This is a genomic window from Methylobacterium sp. HJ2, from assembly GCF_056431005.1.
Map to the genome: position 1 here is coordinate 383,507 of NZ_JBWJYM010000003.1, position 15,467 is coordinate 398,973.

13 protein-coding genes are annotated in these 15,467 nt (G+C 72.4%); 7 read left to right on the forward strand and 6 right to left on the reverse strand.

The annotated features are described in order from the left end of the window. Window positions 1–2: 2 nt before the first annotated feature. The 4 genes from ACS5RC_RS10375 to ACS5RC_RS10390 form a co-directional block, all read right to left on the reverse strand. Window positions 3–1,142, reverse strand: coding sequence for a hypothetical protein (locus ACS5RC_RS10375; protein ID WP_478343770.1), 1,140 nt, complete (start codon window positions 1,140–1,142; stop codon window positions 3–5). Window positions 1,143–1,303: 161 nt separating this feature from the next. After that, complete coding sequence (locus ACS5RC_RS10380; RefSeq protein WP_478343771.1) at window positions 1,304–2,338, reverse strand: Hsp33 family molecular chaperone; 1,035 nt, start codon at window positions 2,336–2,338, stop codon at window positions 1,304–1,306. 146 nt (window positions 2,339–2,484) lie between these two features. Next, window positions 2,485–3,450 carry an ornithine carbamoyltransferase gene (gene argF / locus ACS5RC_RS10385; protein ID WP_478343772.1) on the reverse strand — a complete coding sequence of 322 codons (966 nt, stop codon included), beginning with the start codon at window positions 3,448–3,450 and terminating at the stop codon, window positions 2,485–2,487. A gap of 70 nt (window positions 3,451–3,520) precedes the next feature. After that, entirely contained in the window at window positions 3,521–4,714 is a 1,194-nt protein-coding gene (locus ACS5RC_RS10390) for an acetylornithine transaminase (RefSeq protein WP_478343773.1), read from the reverse strand. Window positions 4,715–4,975: 261 nt separating this feature from the next. On the opposite strand from ACS5RC_RS10390, the gene ACS5RC_RS10395 reads away from it, so the two are divergent. The 5 genes from ACS5RC_RS10395 to ACS5RC_RS10415 all read left to right on the forward strand — a co-directional run bounded on the left by ACS5RC_RS10395 (window position 4,976) and on the right by ACS5RC_RS10415 (window position 9,618). Continuing rightward, complete coding sequence (locus ACS5RC_RS10395; RefSeq protein ID WP_478343774.1) at window positions 4,976–5,449, forward strand: RidA family protein; 474 nt, start codon at window positions 4,976–4,978, stop codon at window positions 5,447–5,449. After that, complete coding sequence (locus tag ACS5RC_RS10400) at window positions 5,449–6,198, forward strand: glycerophosphodiester phosphodiesterase family protein (protein WP_478343775.1); 750 nt, start codon at window positions 5,449–5,451, stop codon at window positions 6,196–6,198. Before ACS5RC_RS10395 ends, ACS5RC_RS10400 begins: the two co-directional genes overlap by 1 nt. Window positions 6,199–6,639: 441 nt before the next feature. Beyond that, window positions 6,640–7,845 carry a GNAT family N-acetyltransferase gene (locus ACS5RC_RS10405; protein WP_478343776.1) on the forward strand — a complete coding sequence of 402 codons (1,206 nt, stop codon included), beginning with the start codon at window positions 6,640–6,642 and terminating at the stop codon, window positions 7,843–7,845. A 12-nt stretch (window positions 7,846–7,857) separates the two neighbouring features. Further along, window positions 7,858–9,018: a M20 aminoacylase family protein gene (locus tag ACS5RC_RS10410; protein WP_478343777.1), complete on the forward strand. Its 1,161-nt coding sequence runs from the start codon at window positions 7,858–7,860 to the stop codon at window positions 9,016–9,018. A gap of 111 nt (window positions 9,019–9,129) precedes the next feature. Beyond that, window positions 9,130–9,618, forward strand: a complete 489-nt coding sequence (locus ACS5RC_RS10415) for a glutathione peroxidase (RefSeq protein ID WP_478343778.1) — start codon at window positions 9,130–9,132, stop codon at window positions 9,616–9,618. Here ACS5RC_RS10415 and ACS5RC_RS10420 read toward each other — a convergent pair. Together ACS5RC_RS10420 and ACS5RC_RS10425 are read right to left on the reverse strand one after the other, a co-directional pair. Next, window positions 9,604–10,590: an NAD(P)-dependent oxidoreductase gene (locus tag ACS5RC_RS10420; RefSeq protein WP_478343779.1), complete on the reverse strand. Its 987-nt coding sequence runs from the start codon at window positions 10,588–10,590 to the stop codon at window positions 9,604–9,606. The genes ACS5RC_RS10415 and ACS5RC_RS10420 overlap by 15 nt on opposite strands. A 134-nt stretch (window positions 10,591–10,724) precedes the next feature. After that, the gene (locus ACS5RC_RS10425) at window positions 10,725–11,732 is read right to left on the reverse strand and encodes a LacI family DNA-binding transcriptional regulator (protein ID WP_478343780.1); all 1,008 of its coding nucleotides are present in this window, start codon (window positions 11,730–11,732) and stop codon (window positions 10,725–10,727) included. Window positions 11,733–11,941: 209 nt separating this feature from the next. Here ACS5RC_RS10425 and ptsP point away from each other — a divergent pair, with 209 nt between their 5' ends. Further along, complete coding sequence (gene ptsP / locus ACS5RC_RS10430; RefSeq protein WP_478343781.1) at window positions 11,942–14,509, forward strand: phosphoenolpyruvate--protein phosphotransferase; 2,568 nt, start codon at window positions 11,942–11,944, stop codon at window positions 14,507–14,509. Beyond that, entirely contained in the window at window positions 14,506–15,456 is a 951-nt protein-coding gene (pfkB, locus tag ACS5RC_RS10435; RefSeq protein ID WP_478343782.1) for a 1-phosphofructokinase, read from the forward strand. The genes ptsP and pfkB overlap by 4 nt, the downstream gene beginning before the upstream one ends. Window positions 15,457–15,467: the final 11 nt, after the last annotated feature.

The window sequence follows — 15,467 nt, forward strand, 5'->3', positions numbered from 1 at the left end:
GGTCAGTTGCGGGCTCCGGCGTTGCCGCCGCCCATGCCGCCTTCACGGCCGCTGCCGCCCTGGCGCCCGCCGCCCGTGCCGGCACCCATGCCGCCGCGGTCCGCGCCGCCGGCCTTGCCGCCCTTGTCCATGGCGCCGTTCATACCGCTCTTGGCGCCGCCCGTGTCGGAGACGTTGCGCATGCCGTCCTGATCCCGGCCGCCGCGGCCCCGGGTGTCGGCATTGCGCATGCCGTCCCGGCCGCCGCGATCCTGCATGCCGGCGTTGCGACTCTCGTGACGGTCAGCGTCCCGGCCGAAGCCGTGGTCGCCGCGCCCCGCATGGTCCTCGTGCCGGCTGCGGATATCGGTCCGGCTGCGCTCGCTGAAGTTCGCGTTGACGGTTCCGCCCCGGCGCTCGGTCGTGGTGACCGAGAGGCGGCGGTACTCGGGCGAGCCGTAGAGGACGCGCTGGCCCCGGATGGTGACGTAGCGGGTGCGGGGTCCGCTCTCGCGGATGCTCACCAGACGGCGATATTCCGGCGAGCCGTAGAGGACGCGCTGGCCCCGGATCAGGACGTAGCGCTGGCGCGGCCCGCTGCGGTGCTCGGTGACGATCAGCCGGCGGTACTCGGGCGAGCCGTAGACCACGCGGCGCCCGCCGATGAAGACGAAGCGGCCCTCGCGGCGGAAGCCGCCCTCGGACACGTCGGTGCGGCTGCGGACATCCGTGCGGCCACGGAACTCGCCGCGCTCGCTGTGCCGGCTGTCGCGGACACGGTCGCCTCGCGCCTCGTCGCGCCCGCGGCGCATGTCGCGATCGCCATCGCGGCCATCGCGTCCGTTGCGCGCCTCGGTGCGGTCGCGCGGGCCGCCGTCCCGGTCGCCGCGCGCGGCCGTGTCGCCGCCGCGATCCGCCTTGCTGCCCTCGTTGCCGCCGGAGCGCTGGGCCGACGCGTCGCGGCCCATCCCGCCGCCACGGTCGCCGCGCTCCATCCCGCCGGACTGCCCGCCGCGCGAGGCGGATCCTCCGGCCTTCATACTGGATTCGGAACCGCCGCGGCCGCCGCCACCGGCATTCGCTGCGGCCCCGCCCGCGGCGCCCTGCGCGTAGACTGAGGTGCTGAACAGAAGTGCGGCCAGACCGACTGCGATCTTGCGCATGATGTTTCCTCCGGGATGATCTTGACTGGGCTCGAAACGCCGCACGTCGCGAAACGGTTCACCGGAAAAACGTCGTTCTGCGCATCGTCGCAAAGACGAGAACGGCAAAGCTTGCTCGAAAGCTTACGCGTTATCGCGTTGCCGCGCGTTGCGGCCGGCTTCTACTGGGCCGGCCGTGCCTCGATCTCGCGCTCGACCTCGGCCGGGTCGAGATCGTAGCGGCGCGAACAGAACTCGCAGGTGATCACGATCCGCCCGTCATCGGCCACCATGTCCCGCCGGTCCTCGGGGGAGAAGGAGCGGATCATCCCCATCACGCGCTCGCGCGAGCAGCGGCAGGTCTCGCGCACGGGTTGACTGTCGAACACCCGCACGCCGCGCTCGTGGAACAACCGGTAGAGCAACCGCTCGCTCGACACGCCCGGATCGACGAGCTCGTGATCCTCGATGGTGCCGACGAGGGAGCGAGCCTCGACCCAGGCATCGTCCTCCGGCGCCTTGCCCTCGCCGAGATGGACGCTTCCCTCGGGAATGTCCCCGGGCGGCAGGTCGGCGAGCCGGGCGCGGTCGACCGATTGCGGCAGGAACTGCACCAGCAGCCCGCCCGCCCGCCAGCGCCCCTCGCTCGCGCCGATCGCCTCGGCCACCGCGAGGCGGACCTCGGTCGGGATCTGCTCGGACTGACGGAAATACTGGTGCGCCGCTTCCTCGAAGCTCTGGCCCTCCAGAGCCACGATGCCTTGATAGCGGCTTGCGGCCGAGCCCTGGTCGATCGTCATGGCGAGATGGCCGCGGCCGACGAGATCCTGCGTCCTGAGCGGCGCGCTACCGAGGCCGGCGACGCGCTCCGCGTCGAAGCGGGCCGTGGCGCGCAGCCGGTCGGGCGCCTCGAAATCGACGACGATCATCTCGACCGGGCCGTCGGTCTTGGTCTGGAGCTGGAAGCGGCCCTCGAACTTCAGGGAGGAGCCCAGCAGCACGGTGAGCGCCGCGGCCTCGCCGAGCAGCCGCGCCACCGCGTCGGGATAGCCGTGGCGGCGCAGGATGGTGTCCACGGAGGGCCCGAGCCGGACCACGCGCCCGCGCACGTCGAGTGCCTCGACGGCGAAGGGCAGCACCGCGTCGTCGTCGCCCTCGTGCTCGCCCATCTGGCCGTTGGTCTGGATCGCGCGGGACGTCTCGTGTCCGGAGGTCATGCTGGCTCCGCTCGTCTCGGGCCGCGCGCGCAATCGTCCGAGCCCGGTCGGGGGCGGAGCGCGCGTCGGCGATGCCGGGGGGATCTGGAAGGAGCGGGAACCGCTCGTTCCCGCGATATGGTGCGCCAGCTCCGGATTCGCGACCCCTACAGCCCGTTGGCGCGCAGGCACCAGGCCAGCACGCCCTTCTGCGCGTGCAAACGGTTCTCGGCCTCGTCGAAGACCACCGATTGCGGGCCGTCCATCACCTCGGCCGTCACCTCCTCCCCGCGATGGGCGGGCAGGCAATGCATGAAGACCGCGTCCTTGGCCGCGACCCCCATCAGCCGGGCATTGACCTGGTAGGGCGAGAGCAGGTTGTGGCGGTGCTCGCCGTCGTCGTCGCCCATCGAGACCCAGCAATCGGTCACCACCGCGTCGGCCCCCGCCGCCGCCGCGAAGGCGTCCGTCGTCAGGTTGACGCGCGCGCCCTCGCTCCGGGCCCAGGCCATCAGGGCGGCAGGCGGCGCGAGCTCGGGCGGGGTGGCGACGTTGAGGGTAAAGTCGAAGCGCGCGGCAGCGTGCACCCAGCTCGCCAGAACGTTGTTGCCGTCGCCGGACCACGCCACGGTGCGGCCGCGGATCGGCCCGCGATGCTCCTCGAAGGTCAGCACGTCGGCCATGATCTGGCAGGGATGCGAGACCTTGGTCAGCGCATTGATGACCGGCACCGTGGCGTTCTCCGCCAGCTCCAGCATCAGCCCGTGGTCGAGGATGCGGATCATGATCGCGTCGACGAAGCGGGAGAGCACCTGCGCGGTGTCGCCGATGGTCTCGCCGCGGCCGAGCTGCATCTCGCTGCCGGTGAGCATCAGGGTCTCGCCGCCGAGGTCGCGCATGGCCACGTCGAAGGAGACGCGGGTGCGGGTCGAGGGCCGGTCGAACACCATGCCGAGATACTTGCCGGCGAGCGGGCGCTCGGCCGGCGGCTCGCCCTTGCGGCGGTCCCGCTTCATCGCGGCGCTGGCGTCGAGCACCGCGCGCAGCTCCGCTCCGGAGATGTCCTTGAGGTCGAGGAAGTGGCGCGGGCCGGTCGTGGCGGCCTGCGCGTGGCCGTTCGTCTGGGCTTTCATCTCAACACGTCGTTTCTCAGGATTCCGCTTCTGCCGCGTCGCGCGGGGCCTTCGCCCGCCGCGCGGCTCCTCACTCGGCCGCGCCGCGCATCGCCCCCTCGGTGGCCGCGGCGGCAGCCTCCAGCCGCTCGACGGCCTCCGCCACGTCGCTCCCCGTGACGATGAGCGGCGGGATCAGGCGGACCACGTTGTCGCCCGCCGGGATCACCAGCAGGTGCGCGGCGCGTGCCGCGGCGGCGAAGTCGGTGTTGGGCACGGACAGCTTGAGCCCGAGCATCAGGCCCTCGCCGCGGATCTCCTGGAGCACGCCCGGATGCCGGTCGCGCAGGCCGGCGAGCTTCTGCTTCAGCAGCAGGGAGACGCGGTTGACGTGATCGAGGAAGCCCGGCGCCAGGACCACGTCGAGCACGGCGTTGCCCACCGCCATCGCCAGCGGGTTGCCCCCGAAGGTGGTGCCGTGGGACCCAGGCGTCATGCCGCGGGCCGCCTCGGCCGTGGCGAGGCAGGCGCCGAGCGGGAAGCCGCCGCCGATGCCCTTGGCCGCGCTCATGATGTCGGGCGTCACGCCCGACCACTCGTGCGCGAACAGCCGGCCGGTGCGCCCGACCCCGGTCTGGACCTCGTCCATGATCAGCAGCAGGCCGTGCTGATCGCAGAGCTCGCGCATCCGGCGCAGCTCGGCATGGGGCACCACCCGGACGCCGCCCTCGCCCTGGATCGGCTCGATCATCAGGGCCGCGGTCTCGGGCGTGATCGCCGCCTCCAGGGCCGCCATGTCGCCCGCGGGCACCTGATCGAAGCCGTCGACCTTGGGGCCGAAGCCCTCGATATACTTCTGCTGGCCGCCCGCCGCGATGGTGGCGAGGGTGCGCCCATGGAAGGCGCCCTCGAAGGTGACGATGCGGAAGCGCTCCGGATGGCCGCCGGAGGCGTGATACTTGCGCGCCATCTTGATGGCGGCCTCGTTCGCCTCGGCGCCCGAGTTGCAGAAGAAGGCGATGTCCGCGAAGGTCGCGTCCACCAGCCGCTGCCCGAGGCGCTCGCCCTCCGGGATCTGGTACAGGTTCGAGACGTGCCAGACCCGCTGGGCCTGCTCGGTCAGAGCCGCCACGAGATGCGGATGGGCGTGGCCCAGAGCGTTCACCGCGACGCCCGCCCCGAAATCGAGGTATCGCTCGCCGTTCGTCGCCACGAGCCAGGCGCCCTCGCCGCGCTCGAACGCGATCGGGGCCCGCGCATAGTTCGGCAGAAGGGCGGATGTCACAGATCCCATCTCCGTCTCTCGTGGGGCGCGGATGCGGGGCATCCGCCGGGTCGTCGGCCGTCCGCGCACCGCGCGGTCGCTCGAAATGAAAGTGCCGCCTCGTCGACCGGGCGGCACGCGCGCGATTACTATGAAACACCGCTCCTCTGTCAATGATTTGGCCGGCCTGCCTGCCATGTCGCCCGAATTTCGGGCACCTTGCGGGGCTCCCCGTCCCTGTGCTCAGAGCCTCTCGCGCAGGCTTCTGAGGGAGAGAATCGGATGAGCACGGTCAAGGAACGTCTGGAGCGGCTCGGCCTCGCGTTGCCCAAGGCGGCCGCGCCCGTGGCGAACTACGTGCCCTTCGTCCGCACGGGCAACCTCGTCGTGATCTCTGGGCAGATCTGCTTCGGGCCGGACGGCAAGGTCGCTCCCGAGCACGTCGGCAAGGTCGGCGACGCCGTCTCGGTCGAGGCTGGCGTCGCCGCGGCCCGGCTCTGTGCCCTCAACGTGCTGGCCCAGCTCGAGGCAGCGGTCGGCGATCTCGACCGTGCGGTGGTCCAGTGCGTCCGGCTCGGCGGCTTCATCAACGCGGTGCCGACCTTCCCGGGGCTCGCTGGAATCATGAACGGCGCCTCCGACCTGATGGTCGAGCTGCTCGGCGACCGGGGACGCCACGCCCGTTCCACCGTGGGCGTGGCGGAGCTTCCGCTGAGCGTCGCCGTCGAGGTCGAGGCGATGTTCGAGGTGCGCTGATGCCCGCTCCCGCTTGGCTGACTGCGAGTCCGATCGCCCATCGCGGCCTGCACGACCGGGCGGCCGGGCGGCCGGAGAACACGATACCCGCGGCCGAGGCCGCCATAGCGCGAGGCTTCGCCATCGAGTGCGACGTGCAGGCGAGCGCCGACGGCGAGGCGATGGTGTTCCACGATGCCGCCCTCGGCCGGCTGACGGAGCGGAGCGAGGCGGTCTTCGCCCTCTCCGCGGCCGAGCTCGGCCGGCTCGCGGTGGGCGGCAGCTCCGGCACGATCCCGACCCTGACGGAGTTCCTCGCAGCGATCGGGGCCCGCGTTCCCCTCGTCGTCGAGATCAAGTCGCGCTTCGACGGTGATCTCGCGCTCGCGCGCCGCACCGCCGCTCTCGTCTCGGGCTACGACGGGCCGGTGGCCCTGAAATCCTTCGATCCCCGCATCGTCGCGGCGCTGCGCGATTGGCTGCCGGAGCGGATCCCTCGCGGCATCGTCGCCGAATCGAGCCAGGACGACCCGTCCTACGCCGCCCTGCCGGTCGCCGAGCGCCGCTCCCTCGCCAATCTGCTGCACATCGGGGAGACCCGGCCCGACTTCCTGTCCTGGCGGGTCGACGATCTGCCCACCGCCGCCACCCACCTCGCCCGCATCCTGGGGCACATGCCGGTGATGGCCTGGACCGTGCGCACCCCCGAGCAACGCGCCAACGCCGCCGCCCATGCGGACCAGATGGTGTTCGAGGGATTCGTGCCCTGACGCGTCGGACCGGACCCGGCCGAGGCCGGATCAGGGCCGACGCTGCGACCCGCTGCGGAACGCCGCGACCCGCGGCGATTTCGCGACGCGCCGCTATCCCAGACATCGAGCAGCGTCGCCCGATCCAGCCGGACCCGGGCGATGACCGGACCCCTCGCGGCGCTGGACGCGGGGCGGGGCAGGAAGTCGTTGCACGCCTGCGGGCCCGGCTCGATGGAGACGACGAGGCCGGGCAGGTCGCGACCCCGATAATGTCTCACCCACGGCCCGTACGATCCGAAAGCCGTCGATACGAAGAACGTGTCCGCGACGTTGGCGTCCACCGCTTGGCGCTGCCAAGGTGAGACGCGGCCGGACGATGGACGACGTCCGCGGGCCTGCGACGGCGCGCGACCCCAGGTGTCGCTTGCTCCTCTCCCGCGGGCGGCTAGATTACGCCGCATGGAGACACCTGCCGCGACGCCAGAGGCCGCCACCGCGCTGCAGGTGCGGGCCCTCTCCGGCCTGAAGGAGATCGGCGCGGCGGCCTGGGACGCCTGCGCCACCTCCGCCGAGACGCTGGCCGCCGGCGACGAGACCCACAATCCGTTCGTCTCCCACGCGTTCCTGTCGGCGCTGGAGGAATCGGGCTGCGTCTCCCGCAAGACCGGCTGGCTGCCTCTGCACATCGCGCTTGAGCGCGAGGGCGCGCTGCTCGGCGTGGCGCCCTGCTACCTGAAATCGCACAGCCAGGGCGAATACGTCTTCGACCACGGCTGGGCCGACGCCTACGAGCGGGCGGGCGGCAGCTACTACCCGAAGCTCCAAGTGAGCGTGCCTTTCACCCCCGTCACGGGCCCCCGCTTCCTGATCGGCCCGGGCGCCGATCCGGCGACCGCGACGGCCGGGCTGATCGCGGGCCTGCGGGCGCTGCGGGACCAGACCGAGGCCTCCTCCATCCACGTCACCTTCATGCAGGAGGCCGAGTGGGAGCGCGCCGGCGCGGCGGGCTTCCTCAAGCGCACCGATCAGCAGTTCCACTGGGAGAACCGCGGCTACGCGACCTTCGACGACTTCTTGGAGGCGCTGGCCTCGCGCAAGCGCAAGAGCATCCGACGCGAGCGCCGCGACGCCCTCTCCGCGGGCATCACGGTGGAGCACCTCACGGGCGCGGACATCACCGAGGCGCATTGGGACGCGTTCTATCGCTTCTACGTCGACACCGGCTCGCGCAAATGGGGCCGGCCCTACCTCAACCGGCGCTTCTTCTCGCTGCTCTCGGAGCGGATGGCCGGGCGCGTGCTCCTGGTCATGGCCCGGCGCGCGGGCAGCTACATCGCGGGCGCGATCAACCTGATCGGCGACGTGGCGCTCTACGGGCGCAACTGGGGCTGCATCGAGGACCATCCCTTCCTGCATTTCGAGATCTGCTACTATCAGGCCATCGACTTCGCCATCGCCCGCGGTCTGAAGCGCGTCGAGGCGGGGGCGCAGGGCGAGCACAAGCTGGCGCGGGGCTACCGGCCCGTCGTGATGCACTCGGCCCATGACATCGCCGACCCGGGATTGCGCCGCGCCGTGGCCGACTACTTGCGACGGGAGCGCGCTCACGTCGATGCTCTCGTCGGAGAACTCGACACCCTGACTCCCTTCAAGCGAGATCCCTGAGCAGAGCCGCGCATGAGCCCGATCGACCGCATCACCGCCTATGCCGACGAACTGACCGCCTTGCGGCGCGACCTGCACGCCCACCCGGAGCTCGGCTTCGAGGAGCTGCGCACCGCCGGCCTCGTCGCCGAGCTGCTCGAGGGCTACGGCATCGAGGTGCATCGCGGGATCGGCGGGACCGGCGTCGTCGGCATCCTCAAGGGCCGCAGCGACAACGGCCGCCGCATCGGCCTGCGCGCCGACATGGACGCCCTGCCGATCGAGGAGGAGACCAACCTCCCCTACCGCTCGACAAATCCGGGTAAGATGCACGCCTGCGGACATGACGGGCACACCACGATGCTCGTCGGCGCCGCTCGCTACCTCGCCGAGACCCGGGACTTCGACGGCACCGCCGTGTTCGTGTTCCAGCCCGCCGAGGAGGGTCGCGGCGGCGCCCGCGCCATGCTGGCCGACGGGCTGTTCGAGCGCTTCCCCTGCGACGAGATCTACGGGCTGCACAACCAGCCGCACGGGCCGCACGGGGCGATCAAGCTCCGGCCCGGCCCGATCATGGCGGCGGCCGACTTCTTCGACATCACCGTGCGGGGCCGCGGCATCCACGCCGCCCAGCCCCATCACGGCATCGACCCGATCCTGATCGCGACGGCGCTCGCCCAGGCCATGCAGTCGATCGTGTCGCGCAACGCCGACCCGCTGAAGTCGATCGTGCTGTCGATCACCCAGATCCATGCCGGCTCGGCCTACAACGTCGTGCCGGAATCGGCTCATCTCGCCGGCACGATCCGCACCTTCGATCACGCTCTGCGGGCGCTCGCATCGCAGCGCATCCGCGAGCTGGCGCAGGGTTACGCCGCCGCCTACGGCGCCGAGATCGCGGTCGACATCAAGGACGTGTTCTCGGTGCTGGAGAACGCCCCCGAGCAGGCCGCCGCCGCGGCCGAGATCGCCGCCGAGCTGTTCGGCGCCGACAAGGTCGACACCAACGCCACCCCGCGGATGGGCAGCGAGGACTTCGCCGACATGACGCTCGCAGTGCCCGGCGCCTATGCCTGGATCGGCTCGAACCCAGGGCCCGGCCTGCACAACGCGAGCTACAATTTCGACGACACGATCATCCCGATCGGCAGCGCCTACCTCGCGCGGCTGGTGGAGCGGCGCACGGCGGCCTGAGCGGACACGGGATCACCGGCAAGACCCGGACGTCCCGTCCCGCGGATCGACGCGCGCGACCGTGTCGATCCGCGCAAGCCCTCCGCGCCGTCAGACCGAGAGAACATGTCTATGACGACGATCCACGACTTCTCGCCGCTCGCCGCGGACGGGACGCCCCATCCCCTCGCCCAGTATCGCGGCCGCCCGGTCCTCATCGTCAACACCGCCTCGAAATGCGGCTTCACCGGCCAGTACGAGGGGCTGGAGGCCCTGTGGCGGCGCCACCGCGACCGTGGGCTCGCGGTGCTGGCCTTCCCATGCAACCAGTTCGGCGCCCAGGAGCCCGGGGACGCCGCCGAGATCGCCCGCTTCTGCAGCCTGACCTACGACGTCAGCTTTCCGGTGCTGGCCAAGGTGAACGTCAACGGCCCCGAGGCCGATCCGCTCTTCGTCCACCTGAAGCGCGAGAAGCCGGGCCTCCTCGGCTCGCAGGGCATCAAGTGGAACTTCACCAAGTTCCTGGCGGACGGCGCCGGCCGGGTGATCGGCCGCTACGCGCCGAAGACCAAGCCCGAGGCGCTGGAGGGCGCGATCGCGGGCGCCCTAGCGTCCCGCTGACCGGGCGAGCGCCTCCGGGTTGACGAGGTTGCGCGGCGGCTCGCCCCGGAGGATGCGCAGCATCTCCTCGACGGAGCCCATGCCCATCGTGCGCAGGCTGGTCGCCGTGGTGCCGGCGATGTGGGGTGTCATCAGCAGATTGGGGCAGGCGCGCAGCCGGTGATCGGTCGGCAGCGGCTGCACCGCGAAGACGTCGAGGGCCGCGCCGCCGATCGCGCCGGTTTCAAGGGCGTCGGCCAACGCGTCGGCGTCGACGATCGGCCCGCGCGCGACGTTGATCAGCACCGCGTCGCGGCGCATCCGGCCGATCGGCCCGGCCGCGACGAGGCCGCGGGTCTCGGGCGTCAGCGGACAGGCCACCACCACGGCGTCGCTGTCCGAGAACAAGCGCTCGATCGTCACCGGCTCGACCAGCCCGCCGGCGTCGTCGGCCCGGCGCGAGGTGGCGAGCACCCGCATGTCGAAGCCGTGCCGGGCGATGCCTGCGACGCGGCGGCCGATTTCGCCGAGGCCGAGGATCCCCAGCGTGCCGCCACCGATCTCCGGATGCGCGTCGGCGAGGCCCTTGGCGGCGAGCCAGCCGGCCTCGCGCAGCCTGCGATCCACGCCTCCGAGGTCGCGCCGGAGCCGGAACAGGGCGGCGAAGACGTACTCGGCCACCGCGCGGGTGTTGCTGCCCGGCAGGTTCGCCACCGGCACCCCGCGCGCGGTCGCGGCGGCGAGGGGCACGAAATCGAGCCCGACGCCGTGCCGGACGATGCCGCGCAGGCGGGGCGCATGGTCGAGGATGTCGTCTGGCAATTGCGCCCGCACGATCAGGCCGGAGGCCGCCGCCGCCAGCCGCCGCAGGGTGTCGGCGCCGGTGTCGGGCGCGGTGACGACGCGGGCGCTGGCGCCCAGATGCGCAACCGCGTCGGGATGGATCGGGTTCGTCAACACCACCAGGGGCAGGTCGTCCGCGCTCTCGCTCACCGGCATCCTCCGACGCTGTGCCCCTGTCCGGCCTGACGGGACGCCCCGGATGCGGCATCCAGGGCGACGCTCTAAGCGATTGGTTCTGAATCGTCTTTTGGGAAAAGCCGCAAGCCGCCTTGCGGGATGGTGCCCTATGCCGGGTCTCGGCCGTCCCGTCGCCGCGCCCGGGTCGAACCGCGCAGGATCGTGCGGCCGCTGAGCACGACCTTCCGCACCGGCTGGTCGGGGCTGGCGATCCGCTCGAACAGGAGCCGCATCGCCTGCGCGCCGATGTCGGCGACCGGCTGCTCGATCACGGTGAGGCCCGGCTCCACGAGCTCGGTCCAGGGCTCGTTGTCGAAGCCCGCGAGCGCGAGATCGCCCGGCACGGCGAGGCCGAGGGCGCGGGCCGCCCGCATCGCGCCCATCAGGATCAGGCCGTTCGAGAGCACGAGCGCCTCGGGCCGGTCCGGCTGGCCCAGCCAGCGCAGGGCCTCGGCCTCGGCCGCCGCGGCGTTCGGGGCGACGGTGCGGATGTCGGGCCGCAGGCCGTGCCGTTGCATCGCCGCCGCGTAGCCGGCGCCCCGGTCCTGGGCGGTGGAACTCGTGGAGCCGACGAGGCCGCCGATTCGCGTATAGCCTTCAGCCACCAGATGCTCGACGAGCGCTGCGCCCGCCGCCAGATTGTCGAGCACGACGCTGTCATGCGTGCCGGGTGGGCCGGCCCGGTCGATCAGCACCACCGGAAAGCCGAGCGGCCGCTGGGCGAGGCTCTCCACGGTGGCCCGGGTCGGGGCGAAGATCACGCCGGTGACCCGCTCCTCCTCCATCAGCCGCAGGTACATCGCCTCGCGCGCGGGGTCCTCGTCGGTGTTGCAGAGGATCACCCGCATGCCGGAGGCGAAGGCTGCGTCCTCCACCGCCCGGCTCACCGCCGTGAAGAACGGGTTGCGGATGTCGGCCACGATCAGCCCGATGGTCTGCGCCAATTGCGAGCGCAGGCGCCGGGCCGAGAGGTTCGGCCGGTAGCCGGTGGCGCGGACCGCCGCCTCGACCTGCTCGCGCAGGGCCTCGCTCACCGGGCCTCGCCCGAGCGCCCGGGACACGGTCGCCGTCGAGACGCCCGCCGCGCGGGCCACGTCGCGGATGCCGACACTCATGACGCCTCGCCCCTCTCGCAGGCCATGCAGGCACCGGAAACGTTTTCACACATCTATCACCGGTTGTGCCATCCGATGCCGGTGTTCGCAAGAGAGCGGAGATCCTTTCGTGGCGAGCACCCGTTGACAATCCGACTGAAAACGTTTTCAGTACACGCAACGACGAGCCGGCGAACCAGTCGGCAACCCGCCCGGGAGGAGAGCACGCCATGCTCGCGCCGACACCGAGATTCACGCCGCGCATCCTGATCCGCACGGCCGCCGCGCCCGCCACCAAGGAGGCGGCGATCCGCGAGGCGGCCCAGCTCCTCACAGCGGCCGGCTGCATCGACGCGGCCTACGGCGTGAGCATGCTGCGCCGGGAAGAAGTGGCGAACACCTATCTGGGCCACGGCGTCGTCATCCCGCACGGCATGGTCGACGACCGCCACCTCGTCCGCGAGAGCGGGCTCGCCGTGCTGCAGGTGCCCGGCGGCGTGCTCTGGCACGACGGCCAGATGGCCCATCTCGTGGTCGCCATCGCGGCCCAGTCCGATACCCACATCACGGTGCTGCGCCGCCTCACCCGCCTGATCCAGGACGAGGCGCGGCTGGAGCGGCTGCGCGTGACCGACAGCGACTCCGAGATCGCCGCCGCGCTCTCCGAGGATGCGGGCACCGGCGCCTCCGGACCGGCGACCGACCTGCGCCAGCGCTTCGACTGGATCGTCGACTATCCCACCGGTCTGCACGCCCGGCCGGCTGCCCATTGGGTCGATGTCGCCAAGGGCTCGGCGGCCCGGATCCAAGTCCGCCACGAGTCCCAGGTCGCCGACGCCAAGAGCCTGATCGGGCTGTTGCAGCTCGGCCTGCGCTGCGGCGACGCGGTGACGATCTCGGCCGAGGGCGACGACGAGGCCGGGGCGCTGGCCCGGATCTGCGCCGCGGTGACGGGTCTTAGCGCCGGCGAGAAGGCCGCGGCGCGGCGCGCGGCGGAGGCTGCCGAGAAGGCCGCCGTGCCGGTCGCGGGCTGGAACCCGGCCGACGCGCCGCGGGTCGTGCCGGGCCTCGGCGCCAGTCCCGGCATCGCGATCGGGCCGATCCACGTGCTGGCCGCCGCCGAGCTCGCCGTGCCGGATGAGCCCGAGCCCCTGACCACCGGCGGCGACCGGCTCCACCGCGCCCTCGGCGCCACCGCCGACCATCTGAAGGCGCTTGCCGACGACACCGAGCGCCGCCTCGGCAAGGCCGATGCCGGCATCTTCCGGGCGCAGGGCGAGCTCATCGCCGACACCGACCTGATCACCCTCGCCTGCCAGCTCATGGTCGAGGGTCACGGCGTCGCCTATGCCTGGAACGCCGCCGTGGACCGCCTCGCCGGCCAGCTCGCCGCCCTCGGCAATCCGGTGCTGGCCGGCCGCGCCGCTGACCTGCGCGATGTCGGGCGCCGGGTGCTTGCCCAGATCGACCCGGCCCTGAGGAGCGGCCACGACCTGCCGGACCGGCCCTGCATCCTGATCGCCCCGGACCTCGCCCCCTCCGACACGGCCGGGCTCGACCCGGCCCGGGTGATCGGCCTCGCCACGGCGCAGGGCGGGCCGACCTCGCACACCGCGATCCTCGCCCGGACGCTCGGGATCCCCGCGATCGTGGCCGGAGGGCCTGGCCTGCTCGCGCTCCCCGACCAAACCACGGCGATCCTCGACGGGACCACGGGCCGCCTCTATCTCGATCCGAGCGCGGACGACATCGCCGCGGCCGAGGCGTGGCGCGAGCGCCAGCGGGCCCGGGCCGAGGCGGAGGCGCGCGAGCGCGCGCTGCCGGCCCAAACCCGGGACGGGCACGCGATCGCCATCGGCGCCAACGTCAACAACCCCGAGCAGGTGCCGCTCGCCCTCGACCAGGGCGCCGAGGGCGTCGGCCTGATGCGCACCGAGTTCCTGTTCCTCGAACGGGGCGACACCCCGTCCGAGGACGATCAGTACGCCACCTATTCGGCGATGCTGAGGGCCCTCGGCGGGCGCCCGCTGATCGTGCGCACCCTCGATATCGGCGGCGACAAGCAGGTGGCGCATCTGGCTCTGCCCAAGGAGGAGAACCCCTTCCTCGGCGTGCGCGGCGCCCGCCTGCTGCTGCGCCGGCCGGACCTGATGGAGCCGCAGCTGCGCGCGCTCTATCGCGCCGCCCGCGACCACGTCGCCGCCGACGCGCCGACCGGCCCGCACGCGCCGCTCTCGATCATGATGCCGATGATCACCTCGGTGCCGGAGGTGCTGCGGTTGCGCGCGATCTGCGAGGTCATCCGGGCCGAGATCGGCGCGCCCTACGTGCCGCTCGGCATCATGATCGAGGTGCCGGCCGCCGCGATCCAGGCCGACGTGCTCGCGCGCCACTGCGACTTCTTCTCGATCGGCACCAACGACCTGACGCAGTACGCCCTGGCGATCGACCGCCAGAACACTGACCTCGCGCCCGAGGCCGATTCTCTGCACCCGGCGGTGCTCCGGCTGATCCACATGACCTGCGAGGGCGCGGCGCGCCACAAGCGCTTCGTCGGCGTCTGCGGGGGCATCGCGGGCGACCCGTTCGGCGCCTGCCTGCTCGCGGGCCTCGGCGTCCACGAGCTCTCGATGACGCCGCGCGACGTGCCCGGCGTCAAGGCACGGCTGCGCGCCGCCGACCTCGGGGCGCTGCGAGCGCTCGCCGTCCGGGCCTGCGCGCAGGAGGACGCGGCCTCGGTCCGGGCCCTCGACGATGCGGGCGGCCTCGCGGGCGACGCGGCGGGAGAGCCGGCATGAGCCCGATTCTCACCCTCACCCTCAACCCGGCGATCGATCAGACCGTGGTGATCGACGCCCTCGAGCCCGGCAGCGTTCACCGGGCGCGCTCGGTCCGGGCGCATGCCGGCGGCAAGGGCGTCAACGTCGCCTGCTGCCTCGCCGACTGGGGCCTTCCGGTGGCGGCCACCGGTATCCTCGGCTCCGACAACGCCGCGCCTTTCACCCAGGTCCTCGCCGAGAAGGGGATCGACGACCGCTTCCTCTGGATCCCGGGCGAGACCCGCACGAACCTGAAGCTCCTCGACCGGCGCTCGGGCGAGACCACCGACATCAACCTGCCGGGCCTGCCGGTGACGTCCGGCACCCTTGATGCCGCCCGCGCCGTCCTCCTCGACATGGCGGGCCCGGCGAGTCTCGTCGTGCTCGCGGGCAGCCTGCCCGGGGCGCTGCCGCCCGACACCTATGCCGACCTGACCCGGCGCCTGAGGGCGCGCGGCGCCCGGGTGGTGGTCGACGCCTCTGGCGCCCCGCTCGCGGCCTGCCTCGCCGCAGCGCCGGACGCCCTGCCCTACGCGGTCAAGCCCAACCGGCACGAATTGGAGGAATGGGCGGGCCGGCCGCTGCTCGGCCTCGCGGAGGTGCATGCAGCGGCGCTCGGCCTGCGGGCGCGCGGCATCGCCCTGGTGGCCGTCTCGCTCGGCGCCGAGGGCGCTTTGTTCCTGAGCGAGGCAGGGGCGGTCCATGCGCGGCCCCCCGCCACCACCGTGTCGAGTACGGTCGGCGCGGGCGACGCCCTGGTGGCGGGCCTCGTCGCGGGGCTGCACGGTGCCCTCGCGCTGCCCGAGACCGCGCGGCTCGCGCTCGCCTTCGCGGCGGGAAAACTCACGCGGGACGGCGCCAACCTGCCGCCGCGCAACACCGTCGACGCCATCGCTCAGACCGTCCGGATCGAGCGGCTGGACTGAGGCGCCCGCGC